This window comes from Arthrobacter sp. ATA002 (assembly GCF_026898095.1).
Lineage (GTDB): Bacteria > Actinomycetota > Actinomycetes > Actinomycetales > Micrococcaceae > Arthrobacter_B.
This window is the reverse complement of record NZ_CP114015.1, coordinates 1383426-1402651: the sequence shown is the minus strand read 5'-3', so window position 1 is coordinate 1402651 and position 19226 is coordinate 1383426. Positions and strand designations below refer to the sequence as shown.

5 protein-coding genes, 3 rRNA genes and 4 pseudogenes are annotated in these 19226 nt (G+C 62.9%); all 12 read right to left on the bottom strand.

From position 1 onward, the window contains the following. Positions 1 to 94: 94 nt before the first annotated feature. Positions 95 to 1337 (bottom strand): annotated as a pseudogene (locus tag OL239_RS06960) (IS3 family transposase); the annotation flags it as partial. A 48-nt stretch (positions 1338 to 1385) separates the two neighbouring features. Beyond that, positions 1386 to 2493 (bottom strand): annotated as a pseudogene (locus OL239_RS06955) (IS3 family transposase). A 219-nt stretch (positions 2494 to 2712) separates the two neighbouring features. Next, positions 2713 to 2828, bottom strand: a 5S ribosomal RNA gene (gene rrf, locus OL239_RS06950). Positions 2829 to 3142: 314 nt separating this feature from the next. Further along, positions 3143 to 6312: ribosomal RNA gene (locus tag OL239_RS06945) — 23S ribosomal RNA — on the bottom strand. A gap of 521 nt (positions 6313 to 6833) precedes the next feature. Next, positions 6834 to 8364 (bottom strand): 16S ribosomal RNA (locus OL239_RS06940). Together the 16S, 23S and 5S rRNA genes form the textbook arrangement of a ribosomal RNA operon. A gap of 610 nt (positions 8365 to 8974) precedes the next feature. Further along, positions 8975 to 9763 (bottom strand): MBL fold metallo-hydrolase, encoded by a 789-nt coding sequence (locus tag OL239_RS06935; protein ID WP_268911250.1) that lies wholly within the window; start codon positions 9761 to 9763, stop codon positions 8975 to 8977. 9 nt (positions 9764 to 9772) lie between these two features. After that, a pseudogene (locus OL239_RS06930) lies at positions 9773 to 10878 on the bottom strand (branched-chain amino acid aminotransferase). 60 nt (positions 10879 to 10938) lie between these two features. Then, positions 10939 to 11998, bottom strand: a pseudogene (locus OL239_RS06925) (3-isopropylmalate dehydrogenase). Positions 11999 to 12053: 55 nt separating this feature from the next. After that, positions 12054 to 14429, bottom strand: a complete 2376-nt coding sequence (locus OL239_RS06920; protein WP_268911249.1) for a CgeB family protein — start codon at positions 14427 to 14429, stop codon at positions 12054 to 12056. Further along, on the bottom strand, positions 14430 to 17237 hold the full coding sequence (locus tag OL239_RS06915) for a bifunctional glycosyltransferase/CDP-glycerol:glycerophosphate glycerophosphotransferase (protein ID WP_268911690.1): 2808 nt from the start codon (positions 17235 to 17237) through the stop codon (positions 14430 to 14432). Next, entirely contained in the window at positions 17123 to 18604 is a 1482-nt protein-coding gene (locus OL239_RS06910; RefSeq protein ID WP_268911248.1) for a hypothetical protein, read from the bottom strand. Before OL239_RS06910 ends, OL239_RS06915 begins: the two co-directional genes overlap by 115 nt. Next, positions 18594 to 19169 (bottom strand): hypothetical protein, encoded by a 576-nt coding sequence (locus OL239_RS06905; RefSeq protein ID WP_268911247.1) that lies wholly within the window; start codon positions 19167 to 19169, stop codon positions 18594 to 18596. The genes OL239_RS06910 and OL239_RS06905 overlap by 11 nt, the downstream gene beginning before the upstream one ends. Between the last annotated feature and the right edge of the window lie 57 nt (positions 19170 to 19226).

Here is a 19226-nt window from a genome sequence, read left to right as displayed (position 1 = left end):
GAGAGGGAAAAATTCTCCAATCATGAAACACATATACACACCACTGCGCGGCTGAACCGTCCCGGGAATCATGCCGCCTGTTTGTTGGCGGCGTCGTCGGGTAACGGGCCGGTTGTAGATCATAATATGCCTGCTCATATTCCTCTGGCGTCTGGTGATCCAGGGCGGAATGCAGGCGTTCATTGTTGTACAAGTGGACCCACTCGAAGACGATCTCCATTACGTCGGTTTCGGTCTTCAGCGCCCCGCTGCGGAACGGTGAATCCTTCGCGACGGCCTCGTTCTTGAACAGCCCCATCACGGTCTCGGCGGCTGCATTGTAATATGCATTACCCACGCTGCCAATGGAGGGCTGAAGGCCCTCCAGGGCCAGGGTGTCCGTATAACGGATCGAGGTGTATTGGCTGCCGGCATCTGAATGATGGATCAGTCCCGCCGGTGCCGGTCGCCTGGTGTGTTCGCGTCGCCACAGGGCCATCCGCAGGCAGTGTTCGACGAACGCGGTGTCCTTGACGGTGGAGGTTTCCCAGCCGACGATCGCCCGGGAGTACAGGTCGATGACCAGGGCGACGTAGACGAATCCGGAGTAGACCGGGACGTAGGTGAAATCGGTGACCCAGATCCGGTTCGGGGCCGGAGCGGTGAAGTCCCGGTTCAGCAGGTCGCCGGCGCGGCGGCCGTCCTTGCTGGGGATGGTGGTGCGGGTCTTGCGGCCTCTGATCAGGCCGTTCATACCCTCTTCGCGCATGATCCGGTCCACGGTGTGTTTGGAGGCTTCCGGGAACCCGTGCCGGCGCAGCCACTGCGTCATTTTCCGCCTCGCGTAGATGATCTCGGGCCGGGGACGCCCTTTCGCATCGGGGACTTTCAAACTGCGGAGCGCGTCGGTGATGCGGGCGTCTTCGATGGTGCGCTGGGCTGGCAGGCGTTTCTTCCACGCCCGGTAGGTTCGTGCGGCGACCTGCACGCCCTGCTCCCGCAGGACGGCACAGATCGACTCGACCGCATAACCTTCAGCGCGCATTTCGTCGATGAATCGACAGATCAGCGGCGGCGAGGGTCGAGTTCCCTCGCGAAGAAAAACGATGCCTGCTTGAGGATCTCGTTCGACTCTTTCAAGTCCCGCACTTCAGCCCGGAGCCGCTTGATCTCCTCCAGCTCATCAGTGCTTGGTCCGGTCTTCCCTGGACAACCCAGCGGCGTAGCGATTCAGGGCCGACTCCGAGCTTTGGTGCCAGTGCCTTGCAGGCAGCATAGACAGACTGGTATTCGGACAATCGATCCAAGGTCATGCGCACTGCACGGTCACGGACTTCGGGCGGGAACTGCTTGGGCATAGTCACTATCTTTCTCAAAGAAGATAGCGGCATCAAACTCGGGACGGTTCATAGTGTTCTCAGGCCGCTTTGAGGCCGATATTGATCGGCCTCAAACTCGACCGGGATAGCCGCCCAAGCCGCTGCTGACGGCGTTTCCAGTGGTACGTTTTCTCGATCAAGGTCACAATGGCCAGACGCAGATCTGCCCTCGTGGACCAGCGCTGGCGATCCAGGACATTCTTCTGCAGGAGCGAGAAGAAAGACTCCATGGCCGCGTTATCGGCGCAAGCGCCGACCCGCCCATAGATCCTTTCGCTTGTTGCCTTCCAGCGTCCGTACGAAAAAATCGAGAACCGCAGTCGCTGTGCACCACCGTTCCTGCCGGTTCCCTGAGCGATATCGGGCGTTGTGCAGAGCCGAAACAGCCAGCGACGCTTTCATCCGGGAATCGATGGAATACCCCACGATCCGATTGGAATAAACATCCTTGATTGCGCACACATAAAGCTTGCCTCATCGGTCCGGGGCTCGGTAATGTCCGTCAGCCACAACCGATCCGGCGCCGTCGCGGTGAAGTCCCGCCTGACGTGATCATGCCGGCGGGCCTGCATTGCGGATCAGGCCGCGTTCTTGGCGAACACGGACCAGATCCGCTGTCTGCTGCACAGCCGTGCCACCCGGTTCTCTCCGGCACTGAAACCCTGATCTTCGATCTCGTTGGCGATGAACCGTATCCGAATGCCGGATCGTCCCGATGGACATCGACAGCGGCGTTGATGAGGTGCGCATCAGACCAGTCACGCTCCGTGACGGGCGCCGCCTTCCGCGCGTAGAAGGCCTGTTTGGGGAAACCCAGACCGTCCGCGGCAAGGTCATGGACCGGCTGGGTTTATTTTGGGGCAGCTCGCTGGGGAAGAACGCCGCCGCACGGCGCAGGATCTCGTTCTCCTGTTCCAGCACGCGGATCCGTTTCCTGGCATCTCGGAGTTCCGCGGCTTCCTTCTCGGTCACGCTGGGACGGGTGCCGTCCTCAATGTCGGCTTTCTTGAGCCAGTTGTGCAGGGTTGCTTCGGAAATTCCGAAGTCTTTGGCGATCTGGGAGATCGGGGCTTCATGCTTGCCTGCCACGGCGACTAACGTCGCGGCGGAACTCAGCGGGGAAAGGCTTGGGCATGTTGATCATCCTTGCTGCAAGGAACGAATGCTCACAAATTAGGAGTCAAGCAAACCCGGGGCAGTCCCGAGAGTGAATAGAAGCCAGAGGACAGATCCTGACCATTTGAACGAAGACAGCCTAGGCAGCGGAGGACCCGCAGCAGTACCGGCTAAGTCATTGGTTAGACAAGTAAGGCCCCGCAACCATGCGGGGCCTTACTCTCTCAACCAAACAATTGTCCGGCGGTGACCTACTCTCCCACACCCTCCCGGATGCAGTACCATCGGCGCTGTGGGTCTTAGCTTCCGGGTTCGGAATGGGACCGGGCGTTTCCCCACGCTATGACCGCCGTAACCCTTCCACCCACACCACCCCGGCAAACAAACCCCGGGGCGAGGGGGAAAACAATGGTCACAACAAGAAACACACACCCCCGGCAACCAGGAAACCCCAGCCACCTCAGCGCGTATTCCCCATAGGTGAATACAACAATAACAATTCTAAACCATCACACCGCCGGTAAAGACAGTCTGATGACCTGTTCCCGGGTGACAAACCACACGGGTTTGTTATCCGGGAACCACATAGTGGACGCAAGCAACACATGATCTAACATGATCCTTCTCTGGCCGGAACGTTTGAAGTCGTTTCCCGCCCAGATCATGGTGTGGTGTAAGTTATCGGCCTATTAGTACCGGTCAGCTTCACGGGTCTTTAGTCCCCGCTTCCACATCCGGCCTATCAACCCAGTGGTCTGGCTGGGGGCCTCTCACACACAAGGTGTATGGAAATCTCATCTCGAAGCGGGCTTCCCGCTTAGATGCTTTCAGCGGTTATCCCATCCGAACGTAGCTAATCAGCGGTGCACTTGGCAGTACAACTGACACACCAGAGGTTCGTCCGTCCCGGTCCTCTCGTACTAAGGACAGCCCTTCTCAAATTTCCTGCGCGCGCAGCGGATAGGGACCGAACTGTCTCACGACGTTCTAAACCCAGCTCGCGTACCGCTTAATGGGCGAACAGCCCAACCCTTGGGACCTACTCCAGCCCCAGGATGCGACGAGCCGACATCGAGGTGCCAAACCATGCCGTCGATATGGACTCTTGGGCAAGATCAGCCTGTTATCCCCGAGGTACCTTTTATCCGTTGAGCGACGGCCATTCCACAATGTACCGCCGGATCACTAGTCCCGACTTTCGTCCCTGCTCGAGATGTCTCTCTCACAGTCAAGCTCCCTTGTGCACTTACACTCGCCACCTGATTGCCAACCAGGCTGAGGGAACCTTTGGGCGCCTCCGTTACTCTTTAGGAGGCAACCGCCCCAGTTAAACTACCCATCAGGCACTGTCCCTGACCCGGATTACGGGCCGAAGTTAGATATCCAGTATGACCAGAGTGGTATTTCAACGATGACTCCGCCCGAACTGGCGTCCGGGCCTCACAGTCTCCCACCTATCCTACACAAGCCACACCGAATATCAATACCAAACTATAGTAAAGGTCTCGGGGTCTTTCCGTCCTGCTGCGCGTAACGAGCATCTTTACTCGTACTGCAATTTCGCCGAGTTTATGGTTGAGACAGCGGGGAAGTCGTTACTCCATTCGTGCAGGTCGGAACTTACCCGACAAGGAATTTCGCTACCTTAGGATGGTTATAGTTACCACCGCCGTTTACTGGGGCTTAAATTCCCAGCTTCGCCCACGAGGGGCTAACCGGTCCTCTTAACCTTCCAGCACCGGGCAGGAGTCAGTCCGTATACATCGTCTTGCGACTTCGCACGGACCTGTGTTTTTAGTAAACAGTCGCTTCCCCCTGGTCTCTGCGGCCCCGATCCCCTCCGGACAGCAATGTGTCCATCAAGGTTGGGGCCCCCCTTCTCCCGAAGTTACGGGGGCATTTTGCCGAGTTCCTTAACCATAATTCTCTCGATCGCCTTAGTATTCTCTACCTGATCACCTGTGTCGGTTTGGGGTACGGGCGGCTAAAACCTCGCGCCGATGCTTTTCTAGGCAGCATAGGATCACCGGATTCCCCCCGAGGGGTCCCGTCAGATCTCAGGATCGTCATCAAAGACACAGCAACGGATTTACCTATCGCTGACCCTACATCCTTAGACCAGGACAACCATCGCCCGGCCCGGCTACCTTCCTGCGTCACACCTGTTAATACGCTTACCTCCCGGGATCAGGTCCCGCGCTCCACCAAAAACCATGTCGCCACAAGGGCTAACGGTCAGGTATCGGGCGGTTAGTGTCCCCCGTTCAGTATGGGCGGTTCTTCGCCGGTACGGGAATATCAACCCGTTGTCCATCGACTACGCCTGTCGGCCTCGCCTTAGGTCCCGACTTACCCAGGGCAGATTAGCTTGACCCTGGAACCCTTGATCATTCGGCGGACGGGTTTCTCACCCGTCTTTCGCTACTCATGCCTGCATTCTCACTCGTGTAGGCTCCACCGCTGGTTTACACCGCGACTTCACTGCCCACACGACGCTCCCCTACCCATCCAAACGCTTGAACGAAAATGGATAAAACCATCCGCTTGGCTAATATTTGAATGCCACAACTTCGGCGGTGTACTTGAGCCCCGCTACATTGTCGGCGCGGAATCACTTGACCAGTGAGCTATTACGCACTCTTTCAAGGATGGCTGCTTCTAAGCCAACCTCCTGGTTGTCTGAGCAACTCCACATCCTTTCCCACTTAGCACACGCTTAGGGGCCTTAGTTGGTGGTCTGGGCTGTTTCCCTCTCGACTATGAAGCTTATCCCCCACAGTCTCACTGCTGCGCTCTGACTTACCGGCATTCGGAGTTTGGCTGACGTCAGTAACCTTGTAGGGCCCATTAGCCATCCAGTAGCTCTACCTCCGGTAAGAAACACGCAACGCTGCACCTAAATGCATTTCGGGGAGAACCAGCTATCACGGAGTTTGATTGGCCTTTCACCCCTACCCACAGCTCATCCCCTCCATTTTCAACTGAAGTGGGTTCGGTCCTCCACGCGCTCTTACACGCGCTTCAACCTGGCCATGGGTAGATCACTCCGCTTCGGGTCTAGATCACGCCACTGCAACGCCCTGTTCAGACTCGCTTTCGCTACGGCTTCCCCCACGGGTTAACCTCGCGACGTAACACTAACTCGCAGGCTCATTCTTCAAAAAGGCACGCTGTCACAACCACAACACCCCAAAAGGATGCTGCCCTGCTCCAACGGATTGTAGGCACACGGTTTCAGGTACTGTTTCACTCCCCTCCCGGGGTACTTTTCACCTTTCCCTCACGGTACTTGTCCGCTATCGGTCATCAGGGAGTATTTAGGCTTACCAGGTGGTCCTGGCAGATTCGCACGGGATTTCTCGGGCCCCGTGCTACTTGGGATCCTCTCCAAGCGGCAGCATACATTCCGGTTACGGGGCTAACACCCTCTACGGCCCGGCTTTCAAACCGGTTCACCTATGCACCTGCACTCACTTCACCAATCCGGCAGAAACTGGTACGGAAAGTCCCGCAACCCCAGTGATGCAACGCCCGCCGGCTATCACACACCACTGGTTTAGCCTCTTCCGCGTTCGCTCGCCACTACTAACGGAATCACTGTTGTTTTCTCTTCCTGTGGGTACTGAGATGTTTCACTTCCCCACGTTCCCTCCACGCACCCTATGGTGTTCAGATGCGGGTCACCCGGTCACTCGCGCGCCGGGCGGGGTTTCCCCATTCGGACATCCTGGGATCACCGCTCGGTTATCAACTCCCCCAGGCTTATCGCAGATTCCTACGTCCTTCTTCGGCTCCCGATGCCAAGGCATCCACCGTGTGCCCTTAAAAAAACTTGACCACAAAGATCAATAAATATTATCGCTATCGAGAAAACCATGATCTCACCAGGCACCACCCCAAAGGATGACCCCTGGATCCACCAGGTTTATCTGAAATTGCACTTAATGAATTTTAAGATGCTCGCGTCCACTATGTAGTTCTCAAACAACAACCCCGTCACACCCCGCCACCACCACGGATACACCGTGGACAGTCTTGGACCTGCGCAGAAACAACCGGAAACAACACGAAAAACCCGTGTCCCCTCCAACCAAACATGCAGTTGTCAGTTCTTCGGTCCTGTTATTTCAGGACCCAACAGTGTGCCAAACGGTAAAACCCGGTACTTGAAGACACCGGCAGCGCTTTCCAGTTCCCGGAAGGGAACGTACTCTGCTGCCGGGCCCAACGCCGGGCACCTGCTCATTGATATTCCACCCTTGAGCACCCACCGGAAAACGAATATTTCCGACATGGGCATCTCCTGCAAAGCACACATCCAACACTGTGGAAGGATCCGGGCTTTGAGGTGCTCCTTAGAAAGGAGGTGATCCAGCCGCACCTTCCGGTACGGCTACCTTGTTACGACTTAGTCCCAATCGCCGGTCCCACCTTCGACGGCTCCCTCCCCGCAAGGGGGTTAGGCCACCGGCTTCGGGTGTTACCAACTTTCGTGACTTGACGGGCGGTGTGTACAAGGCCCGGGAACGTATTCACCGCAGCGTTGCTGATCTGCGATTACTAGCGGACTCCAACTTCATGAGGTCGAGTTGCAGACCTCAATCCGAACTGAGACCGGCTTTTTGGGATTAGCTCCACCTCACAGTATCGCAACCCTTGTACCGGCCATTGTAGCATGCGTGAAGCCCAAGACATAAGGGGCATGATGATTTGACGTCGTCCCCACCTTCCTCCGAGTTGACCCCGGCAGTCTCCTATGAGTCCCCGCCATAACGCGCTGGCAACATAGAACGAGGGTTGCGCTCGTTGCGGGACTTAACCCAACATCTCACGACACGAGCTGACGACAACCATGCACCACCTGTAAACCGGCCACAAGTGGGGGACCTGTTTCCAGGTCTTTCCGGTTCATGTCAAGCCTTGGTAAGGTTCTTCGCGTTGCATCGAATTAATCCGCATGCTCCGCCGCTTGTGCGGGCCCCGTCAATTCCTTTGAGTTTTAGCCTTGCGGCCGTACTCCCCAGGCGGGGCACTTAATGCGTTAGCTGCGGCGCGGAAAACGTGGAATGTCCCCCACACCTAGTGCCCAACGTTTACGGCATGGACCACCAGGGTATCTAATCCTGTTCGCTCCCCATGCTTTCGCTCCTCAGCGTCAGTTACAGCCCAGAGACCTGCCTTCGCCATCGGTGTTCCTCCTGATATCTGCGCATTTCACCGCTACACCAGGAATTCCAGTCTCCCCTACTGCACTCTAGTCTGCCCGTACCCACTGCAGACCCGGGGTTGAGCCCCGGGCTTTCACAGCAGACGCGACAAACCGCCTACGAGCTCTTTACGCCCAATAATTCCGGATAACGCTTGCGCCCTACGTATTACCGCGGCTGCTGGCACGTAGTTAGCCGGCGCTTCTTCTGCAGGTACCGTCACTTTCGCTTCTTCCCTGCTGAAAGAGGTTTACAACCCGAAGGCCTTCGTCCCTCACGCGGCGTCGCTGCATCAGGCTTTCGCCCATTGTGCAATATTCCCCACTGCTGCCTCCCGTAGGAGTCTGGGCCGTGTCTCAGTCCCAGTGTGGCCGGTCACCCTCTCAGGCCGGCTACCCGTCGTCGCCTTGGTGGGCCATTACCCCAACCAACTAGCTGATAGGCCGCGAGTCCATCCAAAACCGCATCAAGCTTTCCACTCCCATGACATGCGTCAGGAAGTCGTATCCGGTATTAGACCCGGTTTCCCAGGCTTATCCCGAAGTTAAAGGGCAGGTTACTCACGTGTTACTCACCCGTTCGCCACTAATCATTTTGTGCAAGCACAAAAGTCATCGTTCGACTTGCATGTGTTAAGCACGCCGCCAGCGTTCATCCTGAGCCAGGATCAAACTCTCCGTAAATGTGTTACAGACACAGGGCCGGAGCCAAGGAAAATTGGCTGCACAGTCCTGCACTAAATTCGAAACCAGCTAAAAAAGCTGCTCCCAGCCCACGGGGTGGGCGGAAACAACCAGTTCAACCAATCAAAATAATTGGTATCAATAAACTTGGCACACTATTGAGTTCTCAAACAACAGATGCATGCGAAATACTCGGAAAACAATCCGTGAACCGGACCGCGTTTTTTCTTTTCTCTTCGCTGCAGTGTTTCTTTATTCTATTTCATCCGGACCGTTTTTGGCAATTCGGGATAATTCCCGCTATTTGCTTCATTCGTCCGAAGAAAACCCGTTACAAAGCGTCCGGATTATCTCCGGTGCTCTTGTGTTGGGGTTTTGCTGCCGCTTCCGGGAGTCTCACGTGCAGATACACTTCGCAGTGTCTGTCAGGCGCTCACCGGGGCAACTCACTCAACTTTACACAGCCCCGGCGGTCCGCGCAAACCGCTGGAGTGTGACCTCCTGCACGCTGCGCCAAACTTTCCCGCACTCCGGTTCGACCTCGAAAACGGACATACTCAGTCTGCAACGTGTCAGCCCACTGCTGCAAGCCCACCCACGGTGGAAGCGCTCACACAGCTTCCCTCAGGTACTGCAGCTGAGCGGCCACCGACAATTCAGCGGCCGGGCGGACGTTCTCCGGCACGTCCGCGTACACCAGGTCCGCGACCCGGGACACGGCCGCATCAGGCCCCGCCTCCGCCAGGGCCGCACGGATCTGCTCCAGCCGCTCCTCGCGGTGGTCCCGGTAGGTCAGGACCACCGAACTGAGATCCGGCAGCACGGGTCCGTGCCCCGGCAGGACCGTTGCGTGCCCCAGTGCCGCCAGCCGCTCCAGGCTGGCCAGATAGTCCCCCAGCGTTCCATCCGGAAAGTCCAGCACCGTGGTGCCGCGCCCCAGAATGGTGTCTCCGGTCAGCACCGATCCGCCGTCGCCGTCCGCCGGCAGATGGAAACACGCGGAATCGGACGTGTGCCCGGGAGTGGCCACTACACGGATTTCCACTCCCCCGGCCTGCAGCACCTCGCCGTCGGCCAGCGGCTCACCGTCCACGCACAACGCAGGATCCACGGCCCGGACGGGAGCACCTGTTATTTCCGCGAATCGCCGGCTGGCTTCGGTGTGGTCGGCGTGGCGGTGCGTCACCAGGATCAGCTCCACCGTGCCGGCCGAAGCCAGCAGCTGCAGGTGTCCCTCGTCCAGCGGCCCCGGGTCCACCACCGCCACGCGTTCTGATCCCTCGGCAGCAATGACGTAGCTGTTGGTGCCCTCCAAACTCATGGGGCCGGGGTTCGGCGCCAGGGCAAAGCGGGTCAGTGGGCTGCTGCGGATCAGGGCGGTGGTGGACATCGGGGTCATTTCGTTGGGTTAGGCCAGGCGGGTGAGCCAGCCGTGGGTGTCTTCGACCGTTCCGGTCTGGACACCGAGCAGCTGCTCGCGGATGGACATGGTGACGGGGCCGGCCACCGCGTCTGCGGAGCCGATGCTCTCGGTTTCGGTCTTCAGTTCGCCGACTGGCGTGATGACAGCCGCGGTGCCGCAGGCGAAGACCTCGGTGATGTCGCCGGAGGCTACGCCGTCGCGCCATTCATCCAGGGTGATCCTGCGTTCCTGGACGTTCATGCCGCGGTCGCGGCCCAGCTGCAGGACCGAGGACCGGGTGATGCCGTGCAGGATGGTGCCGGACAGTGCCGGGGTTACCAGCGAGCCGTCCTTGTAGACGAAGAACACGTTCATGCCGCCGAGTTCTTCCACGGCGTTGTCGTTGGACTCATCCAGGAACAGGACCTGCTTGCAGCCGTTCGCTTCGCCTTCCATCTGGGCGATCAGCGATGCCGCGTAGTTGCCGCCGCACTTGGCTTCACCGGTGCCGCCGCGGCCGGCTCGGGCGTACTTGGTGGACAGCCAGATGGAGACCGGCTTCAGTTCCCCGCCGAAGTAATTCCCGGCCGGGGAGGCAATCACGCGGTAGGAAACTTCACGGGACGGGCGCACGCCGAGGAAGGCCTCGGTGGCAATCATGAACGGCCGCAGGTACAGGGCGGCGCCGTCGCCCTCCGGGATCCAGTCTTTGTCCAGGGCCACGAGCCGGCGCAGGGATTCCAGGAACAGTTCCTCCGGCAGCTCCGGCAGTGCCAGGCGGCGGGCCGAGAGGTTCAGCCGGGCCGCGTTGGCCTCGGGGCGAAAGCTCCAGACCGAGCCGTCGGCGTGCCGGTAGGCCTTCAGTCCCTCGAAGATCTCCTGGCCGTAGTGCAGCACTGCAGCGGCCGGGTCCATGGCGATGGGTCCGTAGGGTTCGATCCGGGCGTTCTGCCATACCCCGGTACCGGACTCGTCAGTCTTGTAATCAATGACCGCGGTGTGGTCCGTGAAGTAGTCGCCGAATCCGGGGTTGGCCAGAATGGCCGCACGCTCCTCGGCCGGCTTCGGGTGGGCGAGAGCTCCTGGCTGAATTCCAGAGCGCTGACAGACATTTTTCCTCCACGGTGGACGGCGCGGCCGCCCGACGAAATGGTTACTGGTACGTCCCGAGCTTATGACACCGCTGTGCTTATCGCATCGCCGATCTCCGCCGTCGTGCGCGGCTTCCCGGTGCGGGCGGCGACGTCGGCTTCCACGGCTTCTTCCACGCGGACCGCCTCTTTTTCCAGACCCAGATGGCGGAGCATGAGTGCGGCGGAGAGGATCGCGGCGGTGGGGTCGGCCTTCTGCTGGCCCGCGATGTCGGGGGCTGAACCGTGCACCGGTTCGAACATGGAGGGGAAGGTCCCGTCCATGTTGAGGTTGCCGGAGGCAGCCAGCCCGATGCCGCCGGTAACCGCGGCGGCCAGGTCGGTGATGATGTCGCCGAAGAGGTTGTCAGTGACGATCACGTCAAAGCGTGACGGATCAGTCACCAGGAAGATGGTGGCCGCGTCCACGTGGAGGTAGTCGTGGCTCACGTCAGGGAATTCGGCGGCGACGCGCTCCACGGTGCGTTTCCAGAGCCGGCCGGCGTACACCAGCACGTTGTGCTTGTGGACCAGCGTGAGTTTTTTGCGCGGCCGGTCGTTGGCGCGGCGGAACGCGTCACGGACCACGCGCTCGACGCCGTGGGCGGTGTTCAGGGAGACCTCGGTGGCCACCTCCTGCCCAGTGCCTTCACGCAGGACGCCACCGTTGCCGGTGTACGGGCCTTCGGTGCCTTCGCGGACCACAATGAAATCCACCGTGCCCGGGGTGGCCAGCGGGCTGCCAATGCCGGGGTAGAGCCGGGACGGGCGCAGGTTCACATAGTGGTCCAGGCTGAAGCGCAGCTTGAGCAGCATGTCCCGCTCGATCAGCCCGGAGGGGATGCTCTTGTCCCCGGGCGCCGCCGACGGCGCCGAAGAGGATCGCGTCGTGGCCCTTGAGCGCTTCCAGGGTCTCGTCCGGGAGGGTTTCGCCGGTCGCGAGCCAGTGCTCGGCTCCGAGCGGGTACTCCGTCAGGTCAAACCGGACGGAGCTGTTTTTGGTGGCGGCAAGCAGCACCTTGACGGCTTCGGCCGTGACTTCGGGGCCGATGCCGTCGCCGGGAATGACGGCCAGGGAAACGGAGGAGGACTGTGCGCTCATATCGACAGTCTAGGAAAACCGTCCATATCCCGGGCAACCCGTCCCACATGGTGGACTAGGGATGTCCGTTCCGCGGGTGCACGAGGGTGAGGTGGCCGGTTCCGCTGCCGTCCACCCGGGACAGTTGCCCCATCCGGGGCTGTGCTTCCGGAACGCCGGCCGTCACCGCCGCCAGCGGGCTCCATCCGTTGCCCGTATCCCGGACCATGGTGATGCTCTCCCACTGTCCAAAGGCAGCCCCGGTGAGCAGGTCCTCCAGAAGGGTGCGCGGCTGCCCCGGAGACCAGGACCCGGTCCACTCGATGCCCAGTTCCTGCAGTTTCTCCGGCCCGGTCCCGCGTCCCTGGTGCAGCGCAATCCCGGCCTGCTCCAGCACTGCCGCGCCGCCGTCGTCGGCCGTGTCCGCCAGCACCAGCGCCGGCCGGACCGACTGCTCACGCAGTTCTCGGGCCGTGTCCGGCGTCAGCCGGTCCACGCGCAGGGCCGCCCGCCCCGGCTGCGGGGCGGCGGCGGGAATGCCGATGGTCCGGAAGAGGACGGCCAGGGCATGGCCGGACAGATGGGCGCGGTACACGGTGCGCAGCTGGGCCCAGGCAGCGGTTTTGCGGGCAGCCTCATCCGTCATCCAGCGGGAAACCTGCGCCCGGTAGACCTCCTCCTCCGCGGAAACGGGAAAAACGTCTCCGAGCGCGCTGCGGATACCCTGCCCGTCCGCGCTGTACACCGCGGTGCCGCTGGCCGCGATCTCCACGACCCGGCGGGAGAACATGGTCTCGGACCACGGGGCGGAGTTGAAGTTCAGATGCACCGGAAACGCCTTGTAGGCGTCGAGGGTTTCCGTGTACGTCAGGCCGCCGCGGATGAGGCCGCGGAGCTCGTCCGGGTAGGCCTTGCGCGCGTCCGGGTCGCTGCTGTGCCGGTCGAAGATGATCGGTCCGTACGGCTGGCTCGCCGCGAACAGCCGGAGCATCTGCCGGGACCGCTCCGGGAACCGGGACCCGTAATACGTGCCCGCGTACGCAACGGCCGTTTCCGGTGCGGCGCTGCCCGGCAGCGGATTGTGCAGGGCGGGATCCGCGAAAAAGGTGAGCGACGAATGCGTTAGCCCCTTCGCCCGGGGATTCTCCTGGTAGTGCGGCAGCGATCCGTGGTCGGTGGTCAGCACGTGGTCGAACAATCCCGCGACCCGCCGGAACCGGCGGTAATGGATGGGATCTTCCTTGTTCCAGAACACGGTGGGAACGCCGCGGGACCGGCAGGCCGCCACCAGGGCTGCCAGGTTCTCGTAGCCCTTTTGGTCCGTGTAGTAGTCCGAGATTTCCCATGCTCCGGCGTTTCCCAGCCAGGCCGACTCCACGATGAGGGCATCCCACTGCTCGGTTTCCAGCTGCTGCTGCCAGCTCCCTGGGGTGACGGCGGTGGTGCGCAGGGAGTTTTCCAGCAGCTGGCCGGTGAACTCATCACAAATAACGCCGGCGTGCAGCTGCCGCAGTGCGCGCAGCGGCCCAGCGTTCCGGCCGGGCAGGAGTTCGAAGGTGACGGGATCCGCCTCGGCATACTCCTCCCCCACCTGGGCCTCCGGCAGATCCGGAGCAGGTTCAAAGGCGACGGCGATGCCCAGCCGCCGCCCGGCCACCAGGACCGCCAGGCGGGTGGCTTCCCCGCCGTCGGCCAGCAGCACGGCGGGACGGCGAAGCCGCGCCTCCCGCACGATCGCGTCAGCGGCGCGGTCCACGAAGTGGTGCGGGTTCTCGGCCCGGATATCCGCGTCCGGGCTGTAGACAGTGACAAACCCCGCGGGGTTGTCGGCGCAGATCCGGCGGGGATAGCCGAAGGGCCGGCCGGTGTCCCAGGGAAACCCGGGGCGGAAGAGGACGACGACGTCGCGGCCGCGTTCCGCTGCCCGCCCGGCGGCGCTGAGGTGCTCTTCGGAATCCGCCACCACCAGAACCCGGTTGGGTTCACGGGTGTAGGCCGGGGACAGGGTCCGGGGCGGAACCGGGTACCCGGCGGCAGGCGTTGTGGCGGGGGCGGCGGCTTGGGCCGAAACAGCTGCCGGAGCGGAGGCCGGAGCCGGTGCCGAATCGGACGCAGAGTTCCGGGCCGGGGCGGGAACGGCGGAGCCGGATAACCGTGTGATGCCCAGTTTCCGTGCCAGCGCCCGGGCCCGCCGGGACATGGACGCCGGGGCGGCCTTGGACTGCTGCTTCAGCGCCGCATTTTCTGCGCGGAACGCCCGCAGGGAGCCCCGGGCCTGGAACAGTTCACGGTGCAGGTCATTTTTCGCGGTCAGCATGTCCTCGTAGTCGCGCTGGTAGGCGGCTGCCTGCTGCTCGGCCCAGGCGAGGCGGGAGACCAGGTAGGAGATTTCCGCATGTTCGCCGTCGGGCGCGGGCAGTGACGGATCGCCCTGTTCGTCGGGGTGGGGCATTTAGTCCTTCTCCAGTTCCAGCACGGACTCGAAGATGCGCGCACAGTTGCCGGCATCGCGGTGGGCAAAGGTGCCGGCCGCGCGCTCGGCGTAGGCCGGATTCCCGGAGAACCCGGTCCGTTCCAGGGCTTCGAGGTTGGCGAGGAGCTCATCGACGCTGCCGGCCACGGGGCCGAAGCCGTCGCGCTGATAGTCGAAGTAGCCGGGACGGGCGGGGTGGTCCCCGCGTAGGAACGTGGCCGCATCGAACTGGAAGTAGAGCACGTTGCGGTCAATGTAGGCGGCGTCAAAGGCGGTGGAGGAATAGTCCGTGACAAAAGCCGCGGACTCCAGCACCAGGTCATGCAGGCTGACGCCGGGCCGGGGATACAGCTCCACATGCTCCGGCAGGGCGTCGCCGGTGAGCTCCGCGGCCAGCGACGGATGGACGAAGAACGCCAGTCGGAACCCGGTGCGGCGCAGCAGGGCGAGCAGCCGGGGGTCGGATATGAATGCCGTCCACTGCCGGTAGAACTCGCTGTCCAGCAGGACGGCGCGCCGCTCGGACGGTGTGGCGGCCCGGGCCATGTCTTCGGCCACGTTCATCCGCCAGGTCGGCATGACCGTGATGGTGGTGGGAGCCGTTTCCTGCAGGCGCTGCTGCTCCGCCCGCTCGTGCAGGGAATCGAAGCGGGCCAGTCCGGTCAGCCGCACTTCGCGTTCGGTGACGGTGTAGACGCTGCCGTCCTCGGTCAGTGATGCGTATTCGGCCGGTGTACTGGTGATGAAACGGTCAATGCATTTGTCGTTGAGCCAGCGGGAGAGGTCGTTCCAGATCACGCCGTGCTGCAGGAACACAAACCGGCCGGCGCCGCCGCCGAAGCGCTTCCGGTCGATCGGAAAGTAGGACGGCAGTGCCGCGTCGGAGGATATTCGGTACTTGGCGTTCAGCGCCAGGAGCACCAGTTCGTCACTGCCCCAGGGAACCAGCCGAAAGCCTTCGTCCTGCAGCCGGGACCAGTCCGGTGAATCGCTCTTGAGCACAAACCAGGCGTTGATGCCGGGCTGGTTTCGAGCGAGGTAGCGGTAGAAGTGTTCACCGTTGTCAAAGCCGTGGTCCGGGCGGTCCATGACCAGCCAGGCGTCCTGGTACCGGGCACGGACGTCGGGGTCCGCAGCCCGCAGTTTCAACTGTTCGTCTTCGGCCGCCTGTGCCGCCCCCGGCGGTGCGGGCGCTTTGATGCCGAAGCGCGCCAGGTCCGGCGTCGAATCCGCCGCCGTACCCACCGGATGGAAGGTGCGGCGCACCCTGGACTGCACCCGCCGGCGAAGCCCGGCGGCGGGAATGAAGCGTGCCGCCCGCAGTGCTGCCCGTTCCGGCAGCCCGGTGTCCAGGCGCAGGTCGGCGGAGGTGTCCTTCGGCAGATACCGGGCCTGCGGCGGGCCGGGCCGGGACCGGGGCTCGAGCATCCTGCCGTCCAGTTCGCAGCGGGGCTCCTCGGCGGCGGGGAAATGGACCACCCGCTGCCACGCGAACACTTCTCCGAAGAACTCGTGCGCGATCCGTTTGGAGGTAGCCGGGGCCAGCGGTGATTCGGCCGGATCGAGGTACCGCTCGATTGGCGGCTGCCCGCGGTAAAAGTAGGCGTACCGGCACACGGCGCTCTGCGGCGAGGGCGCGTCCACGTGCCAGGCCGCAGGGACGCTGCCCTTGAAGCGCAGCGCGACAGCGGTTCTGATGTCGATGTTGACCGGCACCAGCGCAAAGTCCAGGATCGCTTCGGTGTCGATGAAGGAGAAGATGTCTTCCAGCCACTGCAGGAAGTCCCGCCGCTGGGTGTCGCTCAGTGCGGCGACGGGGTGGCGCACGGCCCGGTCCGCCAGGAAGTACCACATGATGTCGTACAGCACCGTGTTCTGCGCCCACCGCGGCGCGGAACCGTTGTCGTCCGCGAGCGCCTGCAGCAGGGCCAGGTACCCGTGCTCGAGGACCGAGGTGTAGCGGTGGCCGGAGACCCAGCCCGACTGCGCCAGCGAGGTGCCCGCTGCGCGCTGCCGGTAGTAATACCGGGCATCCGGGACCAGCCCGATGGTGGGCCGGGGGCAGCTGCCCAGGTAGCGGACCACCAGGTGTGCGTCCTCGAAGGTGGGACGGATCCGCTCGTCGAACCGCAGGCCAGCGCTGTCCAACACCGCCTTGCGCAGGAACACCGTCCCGGCACTGAGATGGACGTAATGGGGTTCCCGGTCCAGGTCCACGATGCGCTCGCCGGAGGAGAATTTCCAGGCCAGGGCATGGGTGTCCCGCACGTCCCCCGTATCTTCGAAGAACTGGATCAGCCGCCCGGTCACAGCCGCCGCCTTGCCGCTGCGGTCCCGGCGGATGAAGCCCGCTACCCGTTCCAGATACCCCGGGTCCAGCACGTCGTCGGGATCGCAAAACGTGATCCACGGATTCCGGGAAAAATCGAGCCCGCGGTTCCGTGCCGCTCCGGGGCCGCCGTTGGCTCCGGTGAGGACGCGGATTTGGTCCGGGTATTTGCGCTGCCAGGCGCCGATCCGGTCCAGCGACCCGTCCGTGGAGCCGTCATCGACGAGGACGATGTCCAGCAGGGCAAACGGGTAGCGCTGCTGCTCCAGCGATTCCAGAAAAGCGTCGAGGTACTCCTCCGCGTTGTACACGGCGGACACGATGGAAAACAGGCCCTGTCCCCTCACGCGCGCCGCTTCCAGCAGCCCGGCCCACCGGGGCAGCACCGCCGCGGCGTCATACGTGCCCGCCAGCTGCAGCGCCGCAGCGCTTTCCCGCTCCCGGGCGCGCGGATCCATGGCGGTGGCATGGATGAATGCGGCTGCGTCAGCGGTGGTGCCGAAGACCCAGCGCGGGTCAAAGATATCCGCCGCCCCCGGCCGTTCCAGCAGCACGGGCACAGCGCCCGACGCCGCTGCCTCCAGAGGTGCCAGATGAAACGTTTCGCGGTGGCTGGGAGAAAGGCAGAACCCGATGCGCCGGAACCATGAGGCCATGTCCGGGCCGAACTTTTCGAAGGCCACGCGCGAGCGCAGCCGGGGATCGGCCTGCAGGCGGGCAAAGAACTGCCGGTAGGCTTCCTGTTCCCCACCCGCCCGTTCCAGAACCAGTCGTACTCCCACGGGTAGCGGCTGCGGATGTGCAGTGAATACCGGTCGTCGAGGTCCAGCAGGGCGGCCAGGATGTCCAGCGCCCGGTCGGGACGCTTGAACCAGGGCACCATCCCAGCAAGTCCCAGCCGGAATTCGGCGCCGCTCTCCTTGGGCCGGAGGAAGTCTGCGGCGTCCACCATGTTGGGGATGACGAGCGTCTTTTCGCGGGGCCATCCGGTGGCGGCCAGCACCTGGCTGCGGAAGAACTCCGAAACCAGGACCACCGTGTCCACGGCGTCGATATTGATGTCCTTCAGCCAGTCCCCGCGCACTTCGAAGCCGTGCAGGCGGATGATCAGCCGCTGCTCGGGACGGACGCGGTGCGAGTACCAGACGGCGTTGCCGCCGGCCCATTCGCAGATGACGGTGTCGGCGTCGGCGAGCGCACGCTGCGAGGCGGCCTCGTCGTGGGTGTGCAGCGACGTCCACTGGTCGATGACGAGGCGGCAGCCCGGGTCCGCTTCCAGATGGTTCACCAGTTCACCGGTGAATTTCAGGTCATGTCCGGCCAGCAGGATCCGCCGGGCCGGCCCGGCCGGAGCCGGAGCCGGTGAGACGACGGCGTCGAACGCCGCGGTCCCCGGGATCAGGACCTTTCCGGCGCTTTCCGGCACGAAGGATTCCAGCAGGCTGCGCTCATCCTCATCGGCGGCGAGCAGGAAACGGGAAGTCCCGGCGATCTGCCCCAGTTTGGAGCGCACTCCGGGAAAGGGAAGCTTGTCCTCCCCGGGCGCATCATCGATGAAGGGCCACAGCCTGCCGGCGAAAGCCGGATCGGACGCCAGTGCGTAGGCGAGGGAGAAGCCCTGGCAGATCACGGCGTCGTACACCTGGTCCGCGTGCCTGCGGCGGGCCGCGGCCAGCAGATCCGCCCGGGTACCGCCGGGAACCTCTGCGCTGCGCAGCACCTCGGCCCCGGGCAGGGACTCAACTACCCGGGCCAGTGTCGGCGGTATGCCTGAATCTTCGTGCAGCAGCTGTTCGGAGAGCACCAGCATTCGGTTACCGGACATGCGAAACCTCCGCCGCGGACCAGTCCTGGAGTTCCATAAGCAAGGCGGAGCCGGCCGTCCCCTCCGGGTTCAGATCTTCGGCTGCCAGCGGCAGAACGTTGCGGCACAGCTTGCGAAGCGTCGAGGTGTAAAAACGGTCCGGCTCACCGGAGTCCACGAAGACGGTGGCAATGTGCAGGTCCTGGCACTGCCGGATCAGTTCGGCGAGCTCCCGGAAAAGGACACTGCCGGCTCCCGTTTCCGCGTGCGCCCACAATCCTGAGTCCAGCGTGCGGCGGTCGATCACCAAAAGCCGCGGAGCACCCCGGCGGACCTGCACTGTTGCGGCTCCCGGCAGCAGCGCCACCACCGGGCCATGGGCCTGCAGCCGCGCGAGAAGATCCGGGCCGGCGGCGGCAAGGATGGCGGGCCGGGGATCGGCGGAAGCTGCGTGCGGCTCCAGGATCAACCCGCCCAAGTATTCGCGGGGATCTTCGGTGCCGCCGTCGTCCAATGCCGCAGCGCGTCCCACCGCGGGCACGCCGCGCCCCGGCGGCGCTGGAGAAGCGGAGGCGGATGCGGGCACCGAACTTCCCCGGCTGCGGATCCCTGCCGCCAGTCCCAAGAGCCGACCCCCCAGCCC

What these genes read in the sequence shown, in the direction of transcription:
- OL239_RS06935 (WP_268911250.1), bottom strand. Translation starts at nt 9,763, where the DNA reads ATGACCCCGATGTCCACCACCGCCCTGATCCGCAGCAGCCCACTGACC.
- OL239_RS06920 (WP_268911249.1), bottom strand. Translation starts at nt 14,429, where the DNA reads ATGCCCCACCCCGACGAACAGGGCGATCCGTCACTGCCCGCGCCCGAC.
- OL239_RS06915 (WP_268911690.1), bottom strand. Translation starts at nt 17,237, where the DNA reads ATGGATCCGCGCGCCCGGGAGCGGGAAAGCGCTGCGGCGCTGCAGCTG.
- OL239_RS06910 (WP_268911248.1), bottom strand. Translation starts at nt 18,604, where the DNA reads ATGTCCGGTAACCGAATGCTGGTGCTCTCCGAACAGCTGCTGCACGAA.